The sequence below is a fragment of the Aquirufa sp. ROCK2-A2 genome (assembly GCF_054558485.1).
This window is the reverse complement of the sequence record NZ_JBPXKA010000004.1, coordinates 1-23,268: the sequence shown is the minus strand read 5'-3', so window position 1 is coordinate 23,268 and position 23,268 is coordinate 1. Positions and strand designations below refer to the sequence as shown.

The 23,268-nt window shown below is 36.0% G+C and carries 17 protein-coding genes; 11 read left to right on the top strand and 6 right to left on the bottom strand.

Annotated features, from left to right (window positions below; translation table 11 throughout):
- Positions 1-31: 31 nt before the first annotated feature.
- Together V7S76_RS07545 and V7S76_RS07540 are read left to right on the top strand one after the other, a co-directional pair.
- Positions 32-1,624: a DUF5060 domain-containing protein gene (locus V7S76_RS07545; protein ID WP_459509456.1), complete on the top strand. Its 1,593-nt coding sequence runs from the start codon at positions 32-34 to the stop codon at positions 1,622-1,624.
- A gap of 78 nt (positions 1,625-1,702) precedes the next feature.
- Complete coding sequence (locus tag V7S76_RS07540; RefSeq protein ID WP_459509455.1) at positions 1,703-4,378, top strand: bifunctional YncE family protein/alkaline phosphatase family protein; 2,676 nt, start codon at positions 1,703-1,705, stop codon at positions 4,376-4,378.
- A gap of 1 nt (position 4,379) precedes the next feature.
- On the opposite strand, the gene V7S76_RS07535 is transcribed toward V7S76_RS07540, so the two are convergent.
- From V7S76_RS07535 to atpA, 6 genes are all read right to left on the bottom strand, one after another.
- Complete coding sequence (locus V7S76_RS07535) at positions 4,380-6,356, bottom strand: TonB-dependent receptor plug domain-containing protein (protein ID WP_459509454.1); 1,977 nt, start codon at positions 6,354-6,356, stop codon at positions 4,380-4,382.
- 2 nt (positions 6,357-6,358) lie between these two features.
- A complete protein-coding gene (locus tag V7S76_RS07530) occupies positions 6,359-8,803 on the bottom strand; it encodes a bifunctional YncE family protein/alkaline phosphatase family protein (RefSeq protein ID WP_459509453.1) in 2,445 nt (814 codons plus the stop codon).
- Between the two features lie 70 nt (positions 8,804-8,873).
- Positions 8,874-10,130 (bottom strand): GTPase HflX, encoded by a 1,257-nt coding sequence (hflX, locus tag V7S76_RS07525; protein ID WP_459509452.1) that lies wholly within the window; start codon positions 10,128-10,130, stop codon positions 8,874-8,876.
- Positions 10,131-10,206: 76 nt separating this feature from the next.
- The gene (locus V7S76_RS07520) at positions 10,207-11,031 is read right to left on the bottom strand and encodes a DUF2911 domain-containing protein (RefSeq protein WP_459509451.1); all 825 of its coding nucleotides are present in this window, start codon (positions 11,029-11,031) and stop codon (positions 10,207-10,209) included.
- Positions 11,032-11,036: 5 nt separating this feature from the next.
- Entirely contained in the window at positions 11,037-11,918 is an 882-nt protein-coding gene (atpG, locus tag V7S76_RS07515; RefSeq protein ID WP_459509450.1) for an ATP synthase F1 subunit gamma, read from the bottom strand.
- Between the two features lie 11 nt (positions 11,919-11,929).
- A complete protein-coding gene (gene atpA, locus V7S76_RS07510) occupies positions 11,930-13,510 on the bottom strand; it encodes a F0F1 ATP synthase subunit alpha (RefSeq protein ID WP_459509448.1) in 1,581 nt (526 codons plus the stop codon).
- A gap of 265 nt (positions 13,511-13,775) precedes the next feature.
- On the opposite strand from atpA, the gene V7S76_RS07505 reads away from it, so the two are divergent.
- The 9 genes from V7S76_RS07505 (at position 13,776) to V7S76_RS07465 (ending at position 23,216) form a co-directional block, all read left to right on the top strand.
- A complete protein-coding gene (locus V7S76_RS07505; RefSeq protein WP_459509447.1) occupies positions 13,776-14,522 on the top strand; it encodes an FKBP-type peptidyl-prolyl cis-trans isomerase in 747 nt (248 codons plus the stop codon).
- 17 nt (positions 14,523-14,539) lie between these two features.
- On the top strand, positions 14,540-16,669 hold the full coding sequence (locus V7S76_RS07500; RefSeq protein ID WP_459509446.1) for a carboxy terminal-processing peptidase: 2,130 nt from the start codon (positions 14,540-14,542) through the stop codon (positions 16,667-16,669).
- A gap of 6 nt (positions 16,670-16,675) precedes the next feature.
- On the top strand, positions 16,676-17,476 hold the full coding sequence (locus V7S76_RS07495) for an inositol monophosphatase family protein (protein WP_459509445.1): 801 nt from the start codon (positions 16,676-16,678) through the stop codon (positions 17,474-17,476).
- 14 nt (positions 17,477-17,490) lie between these two features.
- A complete protein-coding gene (locus V7S76_RS07490) occupies positions 17,491-17,652 on the top strand; it encodes a FeoB-associated Cys-rich membrane protein (RefSeq protein WP_459509444.1) in 162 nt (53 codons plus the stop codon).
- 1 nt (position 17,653) lies between these two features.
- Positions 17,654-19,414, top strand: a complete 1,761-nt coding sequence (locus V7S76_RS07485) for an ABC transporter ATP-binding protein (protein ID WP_459509443.1) — start codon at positions 17,654-17,656, stop codon at positions 19,412-19,414.
- A 44-nt stretch (positions 19,415-19,458) separates the two neighbouring features.
- Positions 19,459-20,352: an outer membrane protein assembly factor BamD gene (locus tag V7S76_RS07480; RefSeq protein ID WP_459509442.1), complete on the top strand. Its 894-nt coding sequence runs from the start codon at positions 19,459-19,461 to the stop codon at positions 20,350-20,352.
- Between the two features lie 48 nt (positions 20,353-20,400).
- Positions 20,401-20,727 (top strand): DNA-directed RNA polymerase subunit omega, encoded by a 327-nt coding sequence (locus V7S76_RS07475; RefSeq protein WP_459509441.1) that lies wholly within the window; start codon positions 20,401-20,403, stop codon positions 20,725-20,727.
- A 121-nt stretch (positions 20,728-20,848) separates the two neighbouring features.
- Positions 20,849-21,766, top strand: coding sequence for a type IX secretion system protein PorD (gene porD / locus V7S76_RS07470; protein ID WP_459509440.1), 918 nt, complete (start codon positions 20,849-20,851; stop codon positions 21,764-21,766).
- 253 nt (positions 21,767-22,019) lie between these two features.
- Positions 22,020-23,216: an IS256 family transposase gene (locus V7S76_RS07465; RefSeq protein ID WP_459508595.1), complete on the top strand. Its 1,197-nt coding sequence runs from the start codon at positions 22,020-22,022 to the stop codon at positions 23,214-23,216.
- The last annotated feature ends 52 nt before the right edge of the window (positions 23,217-23,268 follow it).

Below are 23,268 nucleotides of genomic sequence, written 5' to 3'. Positions count from 1 at the left end.
TCTTGTAAATTAGCTTAAATTATTAAAACCTATGAAACTTAAATTGCTTCTAACCCTTTTGGGGTTAATTCACACAATATTTTCTTTTGGCCAAAATTCAATTGAACAATGGAAACGTTTTGAAATTAAATTAAATCATCCTCTAGAAACAGCCAAACCCAATTCCATACATCTCACTGCCATATTTCAAAATGAGGAAACGACTATGTCGGTTAATGGCTTTTATAATGGAAATGGAGAATATATCATTCGATTTATGCCACCTAAAATAGGCAATTGGTCCTATGTAACAAATAGTAATTTGCCGGCTTTTTCTGGTTTGAAAGGTAAATTTTCTTGTTCACCTGCTAGTCAACGTAACCATGGAATGGTAGAAGTGAAAGATAAATTACATTTTACCTATTCTGACAAGTCATCTTTTTTCCCTTTTGGAACAACTGCATATGCTTGGACTCACATGGGGAATGAACTTCAAGAACTCACGTTGAAATCATTTCAAATGTCAGGGTTTAACAAGGTCCGAATGTGTGTCTTTCCTAAAAACTATGACCTCGTAAAGGAAGAACCAAGTTTGTATCCTTTTATTATCAAAGGAAATGATCATGGAAAACCAATTTGGGATTTCGAAAATTTTAATCCTATATTTTTTAGTCATTTAGAAAAGAGAATAGATGAATTAGATGAATTAGGAATTCAGGCTGACTTAATTCTTTTTCATCCTTATGACAAAGGTCGTTGGGGCTTCGATGAAATGCCGGCGGAAGTAAACGATAGGTATATTGAATATATTTCTGCTCGACTATCTTCCTTTAAAAATGTTTGGTGGTCAATGGCCAATGAATGGGATTATGTAAAATCAAAAACGGTCACCGATTGGCAACATCTGATTCATGTGTTAGCGAAATCAGATGTATATCATCATTTAAGCTCCATTCATGGTTCTACCGCGGTTTATTATCCTTATTGGGATAATGAAATAAGTCATGCAAGTATTCAAGATGAAGCTCCCGTACAAAGTCCTGCATCTTCGGCATTGCTTAGAAATATACTTCAAAAGCCGATTGTATTTGATGAAGTGGGTTATGAAGGGAATTTAAAATCTAGATGGGGAAGGTATAGTCCACAAAAAATGACAGAATTGATTTGGAACGGTGTTGTGGGAGGCACTTATGTTACACATGGAGAATCGTACATGTTTAAGGATGCATCTGATACTATTTTTTGGGCAAAAGGAGGTGAATTTAAAGGAGAAAGTTGGAAAAGGGTTAAGTTTCTACGCAAAATTCTAGAATCATTGCCAGGTGAACTATCTATGGCCGACGTTTCAAGGGATTACCAAACTGCCATTTCGGGCCAATGGGATTTTTTAATTTATTTTGGAAATCAAACCATGAAAAATTGGACGTTCAACTTACCTTTCAACAATGGTAAGTATGGGAAAATACCTGCGGGGGTGAAATTTCGAGTACAATTAATTGATACTTGGAATATGACAATGGAAGATTTACCTACCACTTATGAATCAGGTAAAGATCAAGACTATCGAGTGTATGATTTGAAAAATCAACTTATACAAATGGACGATAAACCATATCTAGCTGTAAGAATATACCAAATAAAGTAAAGATTTAACCGACATTTAATGACTCTGTAACCTTAATGACTTTTAGAACATTTAAATTTCTAACTAATTTATCAATCAATGAAAAAAATACAACTCATATTTATTTTTACATTTTTTTGTTTTTCGACCTTTAGTCAACAATTGTTAGAAGTGCCGGGCATGAATGAGTATGCCAAAATCGATACTTCTAATTATTCTGTTTTACCCAGTGGTCGTTATGTTCGTCCAGCTGGTAAAACCCTGAGGATTAATTCTGATGCATTTGGATTGGCGATTAGTCCCGATGGAAAATGGGCTGTGAGTTTGCACAATGCGGCATTTACTCGTGTCGATTTATCCAATCAAGTTGCCAAACGTTTTCCGGCCTTTGGAACGCCAGATAAACTTTCACCATATGGGAAAAGTACGTTTATCGGGGTGATTTTCTCTTCTGATAGTAAGAAAATTTATTTAAGTGGGGGCGATTTTGGTACCGTTTTGGAAGTGGATATTTTGGATGGAAAAGTATTACGAACCTTGTCTATTAATGGAAAAGTTGGTAAAAGAGTTTTTGACGAAAGTTTTACAACGGATTTGGTTTTATTACCTGAAAAAAATCAATTGCTCGTGTTGGATCAAGCCAATTATCGATTAGTTAGATTGGATTTAATCACAGGCAAGGTTGTTTCAAATACTCCTACAGGTCGTATTCCATTTGGAATTTCTTTAAGTCCTGATCATAAATATGCATTTGTTGCCAATGTGGGTATGTACGCTTATCCGGTAGTGGAAGGCACAAATGAAAAAAATATAGAATCCCAGCATATTCCTTATCATCCTTATGGGAACGATACAAAAGAATCACGAGAAGGGACTGAAATAGAAGGGAAAAAAATCCCAGGGCTAGGAGATCCTCGTGCGGATGAGGCCATGAGCGTTTTTCAAATTGATTTATTGACGAATAAAATAGTCAAAAAATACAAACCTGGTTTTCAAATAGGAGAGATGGTAGAAGAAATGGAGGTTGTTGGAGGGGCTAGTCCGAACTCTATTGCTGTGAGTTCCAACTCTATTTTTGTGAGCAATGCGACCAATGATAATATTACTGTTATTGATTATAAAACTAGAAAAATCAAGACGCATATCCCTATTCAATTTTCACCATTCTTGGATAAGAGAAGGGGTTATTTACCTTTTGGATTAACGCTCAGCAAAGATGAAAAGACCTTATACGTAACATTATTGGGTTTTAATGCTGTGGCTGTCATTGATGTTGCATCGAAAAAAAATAAAGGATTTATTCCAACCGGTTGGGGACCTACCAGGGTTCGTTTATCAGAAGATGAAAAAACCATCTATGTAACATCTTGCCGCGGTTATGGAGCAGGGCCCAATGGTGGAAAAGGTTACAAAGCTCCCGCACAAGGAACCTATATAGGAGATGTACAATTAGGGACTTTTCAAATCATTTCCCAGCCTGATCCACAAAAATTGGCAGAATATACGCTACAGGCAAAAAATAATACGTTTGTCGAAAAAGAGATGGTTGGAAGAGGAAATAAGGTTTTTTCGTTGAAATCCAATACCAATTCTCCTATCAAACACATTGTATACATTACCAAAGAAAATAGAACCTATGATGAGGTTTTTGGACAGTTCAAAGGTGCTATTGGCGATTCTACCATTTCGAAATTTGGATTAAATCAAACGGTTATTGATAAAAATGTTGTTTTCAAAAATGCTCATATTTCTCCGAATCATCATCGAATAGCCAGTCAATTTGCGATGAGTGATAATTTTTATTGCGACAGTGATGCATCCATCCATGGTCATCATTGGATGATGGGAGTGATTCCCAATGAATGGGTAGAAGCGAATTCCAGCGTTTCTAAAACATCAAAAGCCTTATCTCCAGCTCCTGGTCGTCGATTACCTAAAACAACCGGAAGTATGGACCCGGAAGATTACGCCGAAATTGGTGGACTATGGGAAGCTTTGGAACGAAAAAATGTTTCATTTTATAATTTTGGAGAAGCCAATGAAACGGGACATGTTCGTGAGGATTGGTTTGATACCTTGACGGGTGCTGGTCATATTGTCATGGTTCCTATGCAAAAGGCTTTGTATAAAAATACGAGTCATAACTATGCAGGGTTCAATATGAGTATTCCTGATCAGTTTCGGGTAGAACAATTTACTGAGGAGTTTAGTAAAAAATGGTTAACAGGAAAAGAAAAATTACCTTCGTTAATTACCATTCAGTTACCCAACGATCATGGCGCTGATGTGGATTCTGCAGCAGGTTTTCCATATCGCCCTTCCTATATGGAGGACAATGATTTGGCATTAGGTAGAATGTTGGAGTTTCTTTCTCACACGCCTTATTGGAAAAATATGTTGGTCGTAGTGACAGAAGATGACCCGCAAGGTGGTATTGATCACATTGATGCTCACAGGAGTATTTTAATGATGGCAGGGCCCTATGTGAAAAAGAATTATGTATCCAAAAGACATGCTAATTTTGGGTCCATATTACGGGTAATTTATACCTTATTGGATATACCAGCTGTCAATCATTATGATCAAACGGCAACTGTTTTGGATGATTTTTTTACTGAACAAGCTGATTTTACTCCTTATGAATTTGTGTTTCCAGATAAACGTATCTTTGATGCAGACAAAACGATGATCAAATACAATCGTAAAATTGATTGGCGAAAAATTAAAAAAACGATTGAAATGGACGATGTTGATGATCAAAGAAAAAATCACTAATTCACCATTGGTAGTTTAATTGCATAAATAAACTTCGACCGACACCGTCAATTCCCGAACCATGCATTCGGTAAGGAACATTGTTTAGATTTAATCCCTGCATATTTACACGTATGTGGGGATTTATTTGATAAGAAATTTGGGTATTGATGATTCCCCATCCTGCTGTTCCACTGGAATTCATCCTGTTATCAGCTTTATCTCCAGCACTTAATCTGTCCTGCCGATCCGCAAATAACCAATTAACATCCATATTCCATTTAGCATTTTGATATTGCAAGCCTACATTCCCATGCAAAGGTGGTATGCGTCGCATCGGTTCATTTTGACTTACATTTTGTCCATAGGTATAAGAAATTTGACTTTTTACAGTGAAACTAGGGCTGATTAACAAGGTTTGGTTGATTTCAAAACCATATAAGTAAGCCTTATCGATATTTTCTTTTTTATAAACCGAATAGGATTGAATGATTTCAGATGTTTTTACTCGGGTAATGATATTTTCAAGTTGGGTATGAAATAGTACCCATTCACTACGCCAATTTCCTACTTTATTTCGAAGGCCTAATGTTTTGTTAATTGAATATTCAGGTTTTAATTGAAAAGCAGGAAGTTCATATCTGAAATCAACAATTCCTAAACTACCTAAATCATCCATGTTGGGTGCTCTAAATCCTGTGGAATAGTTGACAAAAAGGAAATTGTTTGGATTGAGTTGATATGCAGTTCCAATATCATAAACCAAAGCCCCTAATGAAATCGTCGAATTTCCAACTGTCGTATCGGGAAGAGCGGCAATCGATTGTTGATACCTTAATCCAGCATTAATAGCCCATTTATTCAATTGCCATTGATGTAAGCTGAATGCTGATAAACTTGTGTATTGGGAATTGTCAGGATAAAGTCCTCTTAGCTTTTGAGTTTTTGTTGGATTGATATCTTTTCTACTACTATTAATGTCATCAGAATATATTTCTATTCCACTCATCGCCGAATGTATAGAATTAAATTGACTCTTAATTTGTGCGGTAAATCCAACGGTATTCACTTCATCTGATTCATAGCGAGTAGTAGAACTTCCGTTTTTTTGTAATTTTCGATCTTCTAAACTATTTTGAATTGAGCTTATCAATTCTAAGGATTGTATGAGAGGGTGTTTGAATTCGCCTTTCAATTTGACATATCCTCTTTGATACCTTTGTAATGACATTTCATTTACAGCAAAATTTTCTAATTGAACTTTGTGGTAAACGGGTACGTTTTTTTGTTGATTTTGTTGTATCAACGTTTCTATTTGCCAATTTTCCGATAGTTTGATTCGAATTTTGGAAAGGACATTTGTTTCATCGTAGCCCGTAGGTTTTTGTAGTATATTGTTTCCTCCTCTGCTTATATCTCCAAAGCTCTTGTATCCAATAGATGCGAAGGCACTTAATTTGGAAGATTGATAAGAAATACGATTAAGTAGGCTTTTTTCCATTCCTTGGCTTCCCCATCTAGCAGAATGAATGCCACCCCATTTTTCTTGATTTGAAAATTCCTGATTTAAGGTAAATAATTGTACGGCACCCGTTAATGCGTCTGATCCATATTGAACCGATCCTGAACCCAATAATACTTCAGCTTTATCTAAATTAAATGGATCGATGGTATTTAAGTATTGATTGGGGCCATATCGGAAAGTAGAATTGTTGAATCGAATACCATCCAAAAGTAACAAGGTTTGATTTCCTGTTAATCCCCTTACAAAAGCCGATCCACCACCTTGATTGGTTCTTTGGATAAATATTCCAGGTAGATTAGTTAACCCCTCAGGAGTATTGATTGATCCTTTTTGGATTTTAGATTGAGTTACCGCAGCAGCAACAAATTCTACTTTATTCGCTTGTCTGTTTGCAGTAACGACTACATTGCTTAGGGTGTCCGATTGTATCATCAACATTCGGACACCCAATAAACCAATAAATGCAATATTCATATTTAATCTTTGTCTTCCTCCTCAGATGCATTAAAAATAGCAGCTCTTCTTGGCGCTGGCATAATGGAATTTTCACCTTTCACTGCTTTCCAAACGACTTCACTTAATTCTAAATCAGGGACAGAATCTTCTTTCTTGAAATTGAACTTCGCACTTTTTAGAGTACTCAGTGATTCTTTGGTAGTCAATTCAAATAAATTGGTATTAGGTAATTCATGTTGGAAAGGACTCGTATTTGCTTCTTTAGAAAAGCACTTATACATCGGTGTGGCTGCTGCATCATATTGACTCATTGGAGGTAAACCTAGAATTAATTCCATTGTGCGAAGCATAGAGGAAGTGGAGTAAGGGGTGTGATCCACAAATCCTCTTTTGACAAATCCTCCAGCAACATAGGCAGTTGTCCGATGTGCATCCACGTGATCAGGACCATTTTGAGCATCATCCTCTACGATGAAAATCGCGGTTTCTTTCCAAATAGGCGATTTAGATAGATAGTCAACAAAAAGTCCAACGGCATAATCGTTGTCTGCTACATAGGCAAATGGCGTTTTTTTACCTAATTTTTGACCTTCGGTGTGATCATTTGGAAAACGCAAGGAATTGAATTGAGGAACTTTATTTTGACTAAGTAATATGTCAAAGTCTTTTTTCCATTGATGGAAACGAGTGGTATCCATCACATCTTGATTGAATGATTCAAATGTAGCGCAAAAGTGATCGGCTAAAGAAGGGATGTTGGGCTTGAAATCATCAGCAAATTCACCATAAGTACGATAGGAAACGCCAGCTCTTTTGCAATAATCCCAGATAAAACCATTTTTTGGATTTGCAATCAATCGATTACCTTCTCCATCGTAGTGTCCACCACGGCCACCATAGGATGTTGGCCATGTCTTTTCTAGATAATCCGTAGCATGTGCGGAAGTTGACCAATTATGCCCATCAGAACTTACTTCACCATCCACATAAAAATTATCAAGTAATACAAAATCTTTTACCAATTTATGTTGGTTAGGCGTATACTTTTCTCCAAATAACAAGAGGGTTGTGTCCCCATTTCCACCTTTTACATCTGCCAGAACTTGATCGTAGGTTCTATTTTCTTTTAAAATATAGAAAACATATTTGATGGGTGATGCATCACCCAATTTTCGTGGAATTGGGTTTCCTTCTTCCCCCTTGGCTAAGGATTCAATCTCCTTGTTATATGGAGTATTGGTATAAACAGCTTCTGAAAGGATAGGTAAAATTTTTGCATTAGGTTCTGGAATAATGGATAATGTCCCTTTCATGAGTCCACCGATATATCCAGTGCGTACTTTCCGATTATTATCGGATTTTTGATAAGTTACACTTTGCTTTTTATTGATGGGATTGGGACCATCTGGATTGGCGAAAGAAGAAAACCCTTTTCCGTTGGCAACATAAATTTTCCCTTTGATGACTTTGACTGACGTTGGGTACCAACCTGTTGGAATAAAACCTAAACTCCTAGATTGACCTGGTTTTTCTACTTCAAATACAGCTAGACAATTGTTGTCCGCATTCGCTACGTACAGCTTTTCTTCATCAGCTGATAAAGCAAGTCCATTCGTAGAACTTCCTTCTAACGAATTAGGAAAAAGGGCTGCATTTAAGACTTCTATTTCTTTGCCTTGAGTGGTGCTTACTACGGAAACAGAATTGTCATTAGCATTAGAAACAAATAGGTATTTGCCATTTTTGGTCAAAACCATTTCATTGGGATGATCTCCGACCGAAATAGAGGCTAAAAATTGTTTGCTTTTTACATCAAATGGCAAAACTTGCCTAGCTCCCCAGATGGATATGTATAATACCTTTTTTGATTTATTGAATAAACACGTAAATCCTTCTGCTGGCAATTTGTGCGTGGATTCAATATTTTTGCTTTTTACATCAATGATGTAAAGCGTGTTATTGTCCTTTGTTACCACATATAAAAGACCACTTTCGTCATCATATTCAATACCCGATGGTGAAATTTCAACTTTTTTTTCCTTTGATAAGGCTATTTTATCTTTTTCAATTAATTGTCCATCTTGTATTTCAAAAACAATAATCAAATTGTCATTGCCTCCCGATACAAATACGGTTTTATTATCATTCGCAACTTTCAACCCGTACCAGGATTTTGGTAATTCTTTACTATCAAGGACTTGTTGATTTTGAATATCAATTAATTGCAAGCTTTGAACACTTTGTCCATTATTTGTAGCTAACAAGTATTTTTGATTGGGTGTAGAGACAATGTTTAGCGGTAAATCGCCAAGTGGTAGGGAAGTGCCATAGGGTGAAAGTTTCCAGCCATTGGGTAAGGTGACCCTATTTTTTGAAAGTTGGTTTACTAGGTTGTCTTGCGCAAGAATCACATTCATTGATAATGCAATTAACAAGCAAACATTGTAAAGTGATCTATTTTTCATTGTAAAAGGTTTTAGATTACAAATTAAAACCTTTTATATGAAAGATATATGATGTAAGTGTTAAATAAATTTATTCTGGAATGACACCGTCACTATGTCCTAGTAAGTGATTGTCATTCATCCAATTAGGGAAAATTTGATAATGTTTTTCTTTGATTAATTTCATGATGGCCTCACGAAGCTCTACTAAATTACTTTTTTGCTCAGCTGAAATAAAAACGGTTTGCGGTTGATTACTTTGCCAATGGGTATTTTTCAAAAAGTCCGTTACTCGGTCCATTTTACTTTTTTGTACCTCACCATTTTCATTAACAAAACTTCCCTCAAAGAAAACGTCCTCCACTTTGTAAAGGTCTATTTTATTAAAGACCAAAATAGTAGGCTTGTCTCCAATACCCATTTCATTCAAAATTCCTTGAACGACTTCAATTTGTTCCTCAAAGTTCGGGTGAGATATATCGACAATGTGTAATAAAATATCGGCTTCTCTCACTTCATCCAAAGTTGACTTAAATGATTCGATCAACAGGGTAGGTAGTTTGCGAATGAATCCGACCGTGTCCGTCAGTAAAAAGGGGATACTATCCCAAACAATTTTTCGGACAGTTGAATCGACGGTGGCAAATAATTTATTTTCTGCAAAAACATCCGATTTAGATAGTTTTTGCATTAAAGTCGATTTTCCAACATTGGTATAACCAACCAATGATACTCTAACCATTCGATCTCTGTTTTTTCTTTGCGTGTAAGATTGTCGATCGATGGCTAATAATTTTTCTTTGAGTAAGGAAATCCGATCATTGGCAATACGTCTATCGGTTTCTAATTCTTTTTCCCCAGGTCCACGCATACCTACTCCTCCTCTTTGTTTGGAAAGGTGAGACCACATTCTAGTTAAACGAGGTAGCATGTATTGGTATTGAGCCAATTCAACTTGTGTACGCGCCTGAACAGTTTGAGCTCTTTGAGCGAAGATGTTTAAAATTAAAAGGCTTCGGTCCAAGACTTTCATTTCTTTTCCGAGTAATTGAATAGAATATTCAATATTTCTTACTTGCGAAGGACTTAAATCATCATCAAAAATCAGCATATCAACATCTTTTTCGATCACATAGCTGATAATTTCATCTAATTTTCCTTTTCCTACGTAGGTTCGATTGTCGGGTTTAGCTAGATTTTGGGTAAAACTTTTCAAGGTGATTACACCGGATGTTGACGCTAAGAAAGCCAACTCAGCTAAATATTCTTTCGTTTTTTCAGCATCTTGCTTTTGGGTGCTTACAGCCACCAATACAGCGGTTTCTTTTTCTTCGTCAGTACTATACACGTTTTTTCCTTTTTAATGATAGCTAAAAAAAGCCTTCCTGGTTAGAAAGGCTTTTTTTAGTAAAAGAGTTCAATAATTATAAACTCTGAATCAATTTTTCGTTTAAAGCCACATAATCATCATTCTTACCAGCTTTCGCTAATTCGATTGATTTTAAGGCAGTTGCTTTCGCACCTGTTTTGTCCCCTAATTTAGCTTGAATTTTTGCTTTTAAATGAAATTGCCAATAAGCAGATGGATTCGATTCATTCGCTTTATTTACCCATTCCAGCGCTTTGTCAAGTTGAATACCTTTTTCAAAGTAATAACTTGCTGCCTCGAAATAGGGTTTAGAATCTTGTGACATCACTTTAGCGATATTAGCTAAAATTTTGGAATCGATTTCTGTTTCTACTGGAATATTCACTTGTGTCTTTTCCCAAGCAATTTGAATATCTAATTTATTCGATGAAATATTCGCAAATTGAATGGTGAAACTTTCAACTGTTTGAGCAAGTGTTGAACTTGGTACAGAAACCTTCAACACATTTTCTTCTGGATGATAGTTGAAAACACCATCCGTTCCTTTGTTGAAAATAATTTCCCAAGCATTTTGACTTGGAATGGAGATCAATTGATAAGAACCGGCCTTCAACAATTGTCCAGCAATTTTTACATCTTCACCAAAGGTTATTTTGCTAGGGCTATTTGCACCTGTTCTCCAAAGTTTACCAAAAGGAACAATGTCGCCGAAAATTTTGCGGCCTTTAACTGCTGGTCGAGAATAATTCACTTCTACAAATGAAAGTGAAAAATCTTGTTTAATTGTTTGGCTCGGACTAGGTGCGGGAGTTTTAATGCCCTGTGCGTAATTCGTCAATCCAAATCCTAATAATGCAATAACAAGTAATGCCTTTTTCATATGTATTAGTTTGATAAAGCTTCTGCACCACCCACAATTTCCAAAATCTCTTTGGTAATGGCAGCTTGACGAGAACGGTTGTATTCTAATTTTAGTGCTTTAATTAATTCTCCTGCGTTTTCAGTCGCTTTTTCCATAGCCGTCATTCGAGCACCATGTTCGGATGCATTCGATTCTAATAAAGCTCTAAAAATGGATAATTTGATCGACTTAGGAATTAATTCATTGATTACCTCTTGTTCATTCGGTTCAAAAATATAATCAACAGAAGAGGCAGTTGCTTGATTTTCTTCTTTTTCGATTAATGGCAATAATTGTTCTGTGCGAATAATTTGGGTTGCCACATTTTTGAATTCATTGAAAATAACCTCAACTACATCAAATTCCTTTTTAGTAAATGCTTCAAGCACTTCCTCTCCAATAGCTTTCACGTTGGTGAAATTTAATTTGGAATAAATTTCAGTGTGAGTGGTGTTTAATTTATAGCCTCTTCTAGACATATATTCAGCACCTTTCTTACCTAAAGTTAAAACCTCTAGTTGGCCATTTTGATGTAGATCAGCATACTTCTCCTGAATCAATGCGATAGCTGTTTTTCCAACATTGGTATTGAAAGCACCACATAAACCACGATCAGACGTTACTAAAATAATCAACGCTTTTTTAATTTCTCGAACTTCTGCAAATGGATTTTCATTGGCAGATTCTGTTCTTGCTGAAACAGTAGTGATCATTTCGGCTAATTTCTTTGCATATGGACGCATCTGAACGATAGCATCTGTAGCTCTTCTCAACTTAGCCGCTGAAACCATTTTCATGGCTTTGGTAATTTGCTGAGTGGAATTAACCGAAACGATTCTATTTCTTACTTCTTTTAAGGAAGCCATAAAATTTAAATTTAAACTTCGTATTTAGCTGAAACTTCTTTACCTACTTTTTTCAATGTTGCTGTTAAAGTATCATCAAATTTTCCTTTGGCTAAGGCATCTAATGTATCTTTTTCAGTAGCTCTTAACACATTGATAAAATCTTGTTCAAATTCACGAACCTTGTTCACTGGGATTTTATCCAATGATCCTGTGGTAGCTAAATAAATCATAGCAACTTGATCTTCAACTCTTTGTGGAGCAAATTGAGGTTGCTTCAACATTTCTAAGTTACGACGACCACGTTCAATGGTTAATTTGGTAGAAGCATCCAAATCAGAACCAAACTTCGCAAACGCTTCTAACTCGCGGAATTGAGCTTGATCTAATTTTAAAGTACCTGCTACTTTTTTCATGGATTTAATTTGAGCATTACCTCCTACACGAGATACCGAAATACCTACGTTAATTGCTGGACGAATACCCGCATTAAATAAATTGGTTTCCAAGAAAATTTGACCATCCGTAATCGAAATAACGTTGGTAGGAATATATGCTGAAACGTCTCCAGCTTGTGTTTCAATGATAGGTAATGCAGTTAAGCTACCACCACCTTTTACAATGCCTTTGATCGAATCTGGTAAATCATTCATTGAACGAGCGATTTCATCCGAACTATTGATTTTAGCAGCACGTTCTAATAAACGGGAGTGTAAATAAAATACGTCTCCTGGATATGCTTCACGTCCTGGTGGGCGACGAAGCAATAAAGAAACCTCACGGTAAGCAACTGCTTGCTTAGATAAATCGTCATACACTACTAAAGCTGCACGACCTGTATCACGGAAAAATTCTCCGATCGCTGCTCCGGTAAATGGAGCGTAAAATTGCATTGGAGCAGGATCCCCAGCAGAAGCTGAAACAATGACAGTGTAATCCATCGCACCTGCTTTACGAAGTGTTTGTTCGATTTGCTTAACCGTACTTGCTTTTTGTCCAATTGCTACATAAATACAGAAAACGGGTTCTCCTTTTTCGTAAAATTCTTTTTGATTAATAATTGTGTCAATACAAACAGCTGTTTTTCCTGTTTGACGGTCACCAATGACTAATTCACGTTGACCACGACCTACTGGGATCATTGCATCAATCGCTTTTATACCCGATTGCATGGGTTCTGTAACGGGTTCACGGAAAATTACCCCCGGAGCTTTACGCTCTAAAGGCATTTCGTATAGATCACCTGTTATAGGTCCATTACCATCGATAGGTTCACCTAAAGTGTTCACAACACGACCTAAAATGCCATCACCAACTTTGATTGAGGCAATTAAGTTGGTTCTTTTAACGGTATCGCCTTCTTTTACAAGGGTCGATTCACCTAAGAGTACAGCTCCTACATTATCCTCCTCCAAGTTCAAAGCAAGTGCTTTTAAACCGTTTTCGAAAACGATTAGCTCTCCTGCTTGTACATTGGAAAGGCCGTAAATACGAGCCACACCGTCACCCACTTGGAGTACAGTGCCAATTTCTTCTAATTCTGCTTGGGTTTTAGCCTGTGATAATTGCTCCCTAAGGATGGCTGAAACTTCGTCTGGTCTTACTGATGCCATATAAAAATGGTGTTTACTGAAGTTTATTAAATACTAATTAATATAAAATTTCGGGTGCAAAATTAGTTATGAAATTTCATTATTCCCATAACTTTTGCAAAAAATGACAGCATTTGTAAGACTTTTTTTAGAAAGACCCATTTTACACGAAATATTATCAAGTTAAATCATGTTAATTTTCTATTTGAAACCAATATTTATGTAACTTCGAAACTTTGTTTATGAATGAATTTTAAAATCATCTTACTATTAATTGATATCACGTATGAAAATTAAATTGGTTTCTATCTTAACCCTGATTACCGTATTTACTTGTCAAACCATTTTTGCGCAAACCAAACCAAAAATGAAGACTAAAGTCGCTTTAACTGTTTCTAAAATTCCTGTTAAAGAATTTTCTACTGTCGTAGATTCCGTTTCATACGCAGTTGGTGTATTAGTTGCACAAAATTTTAAATCGCAAGGAGTGACCTTAGATCCTAAAATGGTTGAAAAAGGTTTAGCTGCAGTATTTTCTGGAAAAGTTCCAGTGATAAGTGAGCAAGCTTGCCAAGGCGTAGTTAATTCGTACATGATGAAATTACAAGAAATGACCACGGCTGAAAAAGCGAAACAATTTTTACCTAACAAAGCTGAAGGTGAGAAGTTTTTAGCGGAAAATAAGAAAAAAGAAGGTGTTGTAACCCTTCCTAGTGGATTACAATATCAAATTATTAAAGCTGGTGATGGTCCAAAACCTTTGGCAACAGATAAAGTGAAAACGCATTATCATGGAACCCTGATTGATGGATCAGTGTTTGATTCATCTTTAGATAGAGGTGAGCCAATCGTTTTTCCAGTTAATGGTGTGATTCCGGGTTGGATTGAAGCTTTGCAATTGATGCCAGTAGGGTCAAAATGGAAATTATTTGTTCCACAAAACTTAGCTTATGGTACAAGGGCAGCAGGTGAAAAAATAAAACCTTATTCTACCTTGATTTTTGATGTTGAGTTAATTTCTATTGAGAAATAATATTTTTTAAAGGCTGTATGAAAAAGATCCTTCCTATTTTAATCCCACTTTCCCTATTGGTAGTGCTTTTTTTGCATGGAAAAAGTCAATCTGATTTTAATTCTATTGCCACCACCATTTATCAGGAGGGTGATTTACAACCAACAGCCACTCAAAAAAAAGTAGAACGCTTAGTTTACGGAATTTTAAGTAATTATCATTACCGCAAAATACCCGTAAACGACTCATTATCTTCGAAAATTTATGATGCCTATCTAAAGGAATTAGACCCTAATAAGGTGTATTTTTTGGCTTCCGATATCAAAGATTTAGAAGATTACCGTTACACCATTGATGAGCAATTGAATTTAGGGGATCTTACTTCTGCATTTAAAATTTTCAATTTGTACCAAGTTCGGATGAAGGAGCGATTTGCCTTTATACGTACAACCTTGGATCAAAAACAGGATTTTACCTTGGATGAAAATTATTCGCCTAATCGCGATAAAGCGACATGGGCAACATCCAAAGAGGAATTAAATGATTTTTGGAGAAAAGACATTAAGCGACAATTGTTGGATTGGAAGATTGGAGGGAAAGCCGATACTACCGCTGTTCGGGAGTTGAAAGAACGGTACAAACGAAGTGAAAAATACATCGCTAAAACCAAATCAGAAGATGTATTTCAGATATTCATGAACGCCTACACAGAAAGTATTGATCCACATACTTCATATATGATCCCCAAAGCGGCTCAAGAGTTTAATAAAGACATGGCTCAGAGTTTCGAAGGTATTGGTGCAACACTGCGTTTAGAAGGCGATTATGTGACAATTCAAGACCTAGTTCCTGGTGGACCTGCTTTTAGAAGTAAGTTGATTAATCCCAAAGATCGTATTGTAGGGGTTGCACAAGGGGATGACGGTACTTTTGTGGATGTAATTGGTTGGTTTACTGATGATGCAGTGAAATTGATTAGAGGCCCCAAAGGAACAGTTGTTCGATTGAAATTATTGCCAGCATCTGGAGTAACAGGATCTCCAACTTCTGAGGTACGATTGGTACGTGAGAAGATTAAAATGGAAGAACAAACCGCTAAAAAGGAAACTTTATTATTACAGCGAGATGGTAAACCCTACAAATTAGGCCTGATTACCATACCGATGTTTTATCGCGATTTTGAAGGCGCTAGAAAAAGAGAACAAGATTTCAAATCAACATCTGCCGATGTACGTAAATTTTTAAATGAATTCAAGCAAGATGGAATTGATGGCTTGGTTCTTGATTTAAGAAATAATGGAGGCGGTTCCTTGATCGAAGCGGTGGATTTAACAGGCTTATTTATTTCTCAAGGTCCTGTTGTTCAGAGAAAACAATCCGATGGTCGTATTTCTCAAGAAATAGATAAAAATCCAGATACAGTCTATGATGGACCGATGGCCATCATGATCAATCGTTTTTCTGCTTCTGCAAGTGAAATTTTTGCGGCAGCGATACAGGATTATAAACGTGGAATTATCATCGGAGAGCAATCCTACGGTAAAGGAACGGTTCAATCGGTTGTCGATCTATCCAATTATTTGAATGATGAAAAAGACGAAGTTGGCCAACTGAAAATTACTTTGGAAAAATTCTATCGTATAAACGGTAGTTCAACTCAGCATAAAGGGGTTAGCCCAGATTTTGCTTTACCTTCCGCATTTTCAGCAGAAGAATTTGGCGAAAGTTCTCAACCAAGTGCTTTGCCATGGGATATGATTCCGACAACTAGTTATAAAATCACATCGAATGTAAATCAAGAATTATTGAATAAACTTCAATCTGCTTTCCAATTCAGATTGAAAACCAAGCCTGAATTAATTAAATTAAAAGAAGACTTTGAACGTTGGAAAAAGCTTAAAGAACAAAATTCAATCGCATTACAATTGGAAAAGCGTAAAAAGGAATTAGATGAGCAGAAGAAAAAACCAGATGAATCTTTAGCGGTTATGGATGCTTTGGCCTCATCATCATCGACTGAAAGTCTTGCAGTTTCTGATAAAAAAGAAGAAAAAAAGGACGATAAACCAAAAGATAAGCATGCCAAAGATGCCTATTTAAAAGAGACTGAGCAGATCATGATTGATATGATTGCGGGTCCCAAAAAAGTGGCTAAAGTCGTAAAATAATTAAGAATGGCTGATTTAGCTCGAATATTAGAAGATTCAATTCCTTTGATCAAGGAAACAGGACAATGGATTCAATCCGTCGTACACAAAATTGAATTGAATGATATTATCTACAAAGGCAAAAACGATTTAGTTTCTTATGTAGATAGGGAAGCTGAGGCCAAATTAAAAAAAGGATTAAATGCCATTTTTCCAGAAGCTGAATTTATTGCAGAGGAAACTTCCAATGTATACGATGAAGTTGGAGATGGTTATTATTGGGTAATTGATCCATTGGATGGAACAACTAATTTTTTACACCAATTACCTATTTATGCAGTTTCAGTCGGTTTGATTTTTAATAAGCAACCAATTTTGGGGATTATATATGAACCAAATCGGGATGAAATGTTTTCAGCTGCCTTAGGTAAAGGAGCTTTTTTAAATGGTGCACCTATACATGTTTCCAATCAGGCAGACCTTAGTAAAAGTTTATTGGCAACTGGTTTTCCTTACTATGATTTTTCCTATCAAGATCGTTACATCGATTTATTGAAAAATTTGATGCGAAAAAGTCATGGACTTCGAAGAATGGGGGCTGCTGCCATTGATTTAGCTTACACGGCTTGTGGTCGTTTTGAAGGATTTTTTGAAGCTAATTTAAAACCATGGGATGTAGCTGCAGGTAAAATATTGATTGAAGAGGCGGGGGGAGTAGTTACTAATTTTTCGGGTGGAGATGATGTTATTTTCAAAGGTGAAATTATTGGTGCAGGGCCTATTTTTCCTGAGTTTGTAGAGATATTTAAAGAAGAATGGTTTAAATAAACAATGCATTGAAAATGGAAACTTTATTGATTGTGTTGGTTTTTTCCGGTGCTCTTTTCTATTTGGGCCGTATGGTTTATCTTCAGTTTTGGGGTAAAAATGCTGCAGGTTGCTCCAAAGGCTGTGGTTCTTGTTCATCAATTTCCGAAAATTTGGAACAAAAAGAACTTATTTAACATGTCATCAAAAGAGTCATCCAGTGGTAAAATAGTTGATTTTAAGATTATAAAACGAATCTATAGTTTTATCCAACCTTATCGTTTTCGATTTTGGGGATTGGTATTTTTAATCCTGTGCATGGCAGGTGTTTCGCCGGTTATTCCCTTGATGATTCGATATACCTTAGATCATTTTGTGAGTTTATCCTCCTATCAATCACTTTTACAAATGTTTTTCTGGATGATTTTTGTTTTAATTATTCAGACGAGTCTTCAGTTTTCAACAAGTTATTTAGCTGGACATCTCGGTCAAACCGTCATTCGTGATATTCGAATTCAATTGTATGAGAAAATTGTTCATTTGAAATTATCCTTTTTTGACGCGAATCCTATTGGTCGTTTGGTGACTAGAACGGTTTCTGATGTAGAAACCCTAAATGAGGTTTTTTCAGAAGGGTTGGCCTCCATCGCGGGTGATTTATTGCAATTGTTTTTAATTGTAGGCGTAATGTTTTATTCCGATTGGAAGTTAACATTAATCATTTTGGCTACGGTTCCTTTCATGGTTTTTTCTACTTATGTATTCAAGGAAACAATTAAAAAGTCCTTTAACGAGGTACGTTTAGCAGTGGCAAATTTGAACTCGTTTGTTCAAGAGCATATTTCTGGCATGATGATCGTTCAAATGTTTCATGCTGAAAATCGCGAATTAGAAAAATTCAAAGAAATAAACAAGGAACACCGAGACGCGAATATCAAAAGTATTTGGGCTTATTCTGTTTACTTTCCAGTGGCGGACGTTATTGGAGCCATAGGTACTGGTTTAGTCGTTTGGACGGCCTCAACATTTATCCTAAAAGAACAACAAAGTATAGGGACATTAACTGCCTTTTTAATGTTTATCAATTTGTTTTTTCGGCCAATTCGAATGTTAGCAGATCGATTTAATACTTTACAAATGGGTATTGTTTCTTCGGAACGAATATTTGCGCTTTTAGATTCAAATGAATTTATTCAAAATAATGGAAATGTTTTAGGAACAGATATTAAAGGAAACATTGAATTCGATGAGGTAACTTTTGCCTATAATGAACCTGAATGGGTCGTTAAACAGGTTAGTTTTTCAGTCAAATCAGGTAAAACTTTAGCAATTGTTGGTGCCACGGGTGCAGGCAAATCCTCCATTATTGGTTTGTTGAGTCGATTGTATGATTGCCAAGAAGGCGAAATTCGCATAGATGGGATTCCTTTACCTTCGTATGAAATTGGTAGCCTAAGACAAAACATTGCCATCGTTTTGCAAGACGTATTTTTGTTTAGTTCTTCCATTGCTTATAATATTCATCTTGGTGATCCTAGCATCACTCAAGAGAAAATCGAATCTGCCGCCAAGGCTGTTGGGGTGCATGATTTTATTTGTTCATTGCCAGGGGCTTATGCGTATGAAGTGATGGAAAGAGGAGCAACCCTGAGTGTAGGTCAAAGGCAATTGATTTCATTCGTACGAGCCTTGGTAAGAGATCCGAAGATTATTATTTTAGATGAAGCTACTTCTTCTGTGGATACGGAATCGGAAATATTGATTCAAAATGCCATCGCAACTTTAATGAAGGGACGAACTGCTGTGGTTATTGCGCATCGATTATCGACTATTCGAAATGCCAATCAAATTTTAGTAATGGATAAAGGTGAAATAAAAGAACGTGGAAATCATGAAGAATTATTGGCCAAAGAAGGCTTATATGCGCAACTCTATCATTTACAATTTAGTAAAGCGTGATAAATTTCTGTTAGCCCGAAAATAATGATTATCTTTGCAAGCTTATGATGATTAAAAAATATATTTTTATTGGTTTTGTAGTCCTTTTGGGACTAAGTTCTTGTGGTAAATTTGAGAAATTTCGTAAGAGCGCAAGTTTGCCTGTTAAATACAAAGCAGCTTTAGATTATTACAAAAAGAAGGAATTTGATAAAGCCGGAATTTTGCTAGATGAGATTTTGCCGCTGATGAAAGGCGATTCCACACAAGAATTGGCAACCTACTACCAAGCTTATTGTGATTTTGAACTTGGGAATTATACCTTGGCAAATAGTCATTTTAAAAAGTTTTCTGAAGTGTTTTCACGAAGTGAATACGCAGAAGAGGCGATTTATATGGCTGCCTATTCCATGTACAAAGATTCTCCTAATTATAATTTAGATCAAACTGGGACTTTAGCGGCTATTAACGAGACTCAAAGCTATCTGAATAATTATCCGGATACAAAATTTAAAGAAGAGTGTAATAATATTATTAAGGAACTTCGGAAAAAATTAGAACGTAAGGCCTATGAAAAAGCGAAGTTGTATTATAAGACTTCCCCTTTTAATATAATGAACCTACGTTCATCTGTCATTGAAATTACCAACTTTCAAAAAGAATACCCTGATTCCGATTACAACGAAGAAATGGCCTATTACAAGGTTATCGCACAATATGCTTTGGCGCAAAGTACCATTGAATCGAAACAAAAGGAACGCTTTTCAGATGCTTCAAAATTTTATTTGGAATTGGTGGATAAGTATCCCCAAAGTGCTTATATAAAACTTACAGAGGATTTGTATAGCAAAAGTTTAAAAGAGGTAGATAGAATTTCAAAATTGGAAGCAGAATACAAGGAATCTCTTGAAAAAGAAAAGTCAAGTAATTCTTCCAAAGTTGCGACAAGCCCTCAGTAGTATATTCAAAAAAAATAATCTATTTTTGCATTCTTAAATTTAATAGAGATGTCTAAGACCCAAACGAATCCATCCATCATAACTCGTGATGTTGATAAAATAGCTGAAAAAACTGGAAATGTATACGAATCTATTTCGATCATTTCTCAGAGAGCTCGTCAAATTTCAAGTAAAATGAAGGAAGAATTGTCCAATAAATTATCTGAATTTGCGTCTTCAGTTGATAATTTGGAGGAAATTTTTGAAAATCGTGAGCAAATTGAAATTTCTAAATATTACGAACGTTTGCCTAAACCAAGTTCATTAGCAATTGATGAGTTTACTGCTGATAAAGTTGATTTTAGAGTTCGAGAAGAAGGAACTGAATCTAAATAATCAATAGTTATTTTTAAAACCGATGTTTCAATGAGTTAGGTCATCTTAATTCTGAAAACATCGGTTTTTATATTTTTACGATATTTGTTTTATTTCGTTATTACCATCTAATAAATATTTTATGTCTAATTTTCGAAAACTATTCATTCTTCCTCTTTTTTTCTGGGTAATTAGTCTACAAGGCGTCTTTTCACAAGAAATTCAAGCGACTGTTACCATCAATACAGAACAATTGCAATTGGATCAACAACGAGGCGCCTCTCAAATCTATGCTGAATTACAAAGAGTCATGCAAGATTTTATCAACGGCCGCAGATGGTCTACCGATAATTTTGGTCAAGAAGAGAAAGTTAAATTAAATATCAATTTATTGTTGACCAAAGCGTCTTCTCAAGGTGATTTTGAAGCGAATGCCCGTGTACAAGTTTTACGCCCCGTTTATGGAACTTCTTATGAAACGGTCATTTTGAATATGATTGATAAAAGCTTCAATTTTAAATACCAACAAGGTTCCCCCATTACTTATAATGATAATAGTTTCAATGATAATTTAAGTTCCATGATGGCTTATTATGCCAATTTGGCTTTAGCGCTTCATTATGATTCATTTGGTAAAATGGGCGGCGATTTTTTTGTTCAAAAATTGTATAATCTGACAAACATTGCTCAAAATGCCGGTTCTGGATGGGGAACTGTTAGTGATATCCGAAGTAGAGTGGCTATTGCTGAAAATATGTTAAATCAACAGCTTTTAGGCTATCGCGAAGTCTTTTATACCTATCATCGGATTTTGTTGGATACCTTTTATGAAAGTCCAGATAAATCACGTGAGGGTATGATTGACTTATTGACTGAAATACGACAAATTAATCAAACTCGACCTGGAGCAGCTTCTATACGCATATTTTTCGACGCTAAATCAGAAGAGATTTTTTCAATCATGGATGAAGCAAGCGCTACTCAAAGGCAATCGGCTTTTGCTTATTTAAGTCTATTGGATCCTATCAGAACGGAAAATTATCGAAAGTTGATTAGGTAGAGAAGGGTTTTGATGTAATAGGTAAATAGTAATAGGTAATAGGTAAAAGGTAATAGGTAAAAGGTAATAGGTAAAAGGTAATAGGTAATAGGTAATAGGTAAAAGGTAATAGGTAAAAGGTAAAAGGTAAAAGGTAAAAGGTAATAGGTAATGGGTTTTTTTGGCACCATCTCAAAAAGTGTGTAAGTGAAAAATAGTGTTGGTTTCGGCCTTCACTATTTTTTTTTTACATTTAAACATTAATGAGATGGAATTGAAAACACAAGATTCATTAACAGATGCTTTCTTAAAGCAACTTAAGACTGGAGAAGAACTCCAAGCTTTTTTACGAGATATTCACAAGCGAGGCTTGGAGAAGATTCTTGAAGGAGAACTTGATGCTCATTTGGGCTACGACAAGTACGAAAAAACACCTAGTTCTAATGCTCGTAATGGCACGCAGAAAAAGGTGATTAAAACTGAATTTGGAGAAACCCAAATTGAGGTTCCACGAGACCGAGAATCCAGCTTTGATCCTATACTGGTTCCTAAACGAAGCAGGTATTCTACAGGTGTTGAAAACCTCATTGTTTCGCTTTATTCCAAAGGAATGAGCGTGAGTGACATCGAACAAGAGATTAAAGAGATCTATCAGTTCGAACTATCTACCTCGGCTATTTCACGTGTCACAGAGCGAATTGTGGAGGATTCTATCGCCTGGCAGAATCGCCCACTTGATGCGGTATACTTAGTGGTGTGGATGGATGGGATTGTTTTTAAGGTTCGAGAGAATTCCAAGGTCGTAAACAAAACAGTCTACTTAGCCATTGGATTAAATCGAGACGGACGCAAAGAGGTACTTGGAATGTGGTTAGGAAAAAATGAGAGTTCAAGCTTCTGGATGGGGGTATTAACGGATTTAAGGGCCCGTGGCGTTGAGGATATCCTAATTACGGCAACAGATAACTTAAACGGTTTCACGCAAACAATCCGAGCAGTTTTTCCTGAATCTCAAACGCAAATTTGTGTTGTTCATCAGATTCGCAATGCTTGTCGCTATGTGGTTTGGAAGGATAAAAAAGAGTTCTCGCGCGATATGAAACACATATATGATGCTCCTACCAAACAAGCAGCTGAAGCCGCATTCAAAGACTTTAGCCTTAAATGGGGTAAGAAATATCCTTACGCTATTCGCTCTTGGGAAGACAATTGGGATGAACTAACCGTCTTTTTTGATTTTCCTCTCGAAATTAGAAAGATTATTTACACGACGAATCTGATTGAAAACCTGAACGGAAAGATCCGTAAGTACACCAAAAATAAGCTCTCGTTTCCCACAGATGACGCACTAATGAAGTCCGTTTATTTAGCAATCAACGAAGCCACCAAGAAATGGGGTATGCCAATTCACAACTGGGGAATTATTTTGAATCAATTTTTGGCTATATTTGAAAAAAGGCTCCGAATTTAAAAGCAAATCCGAAGCCCCTGTTTTTTACTTACACAGTTTATGGGATAGTGTC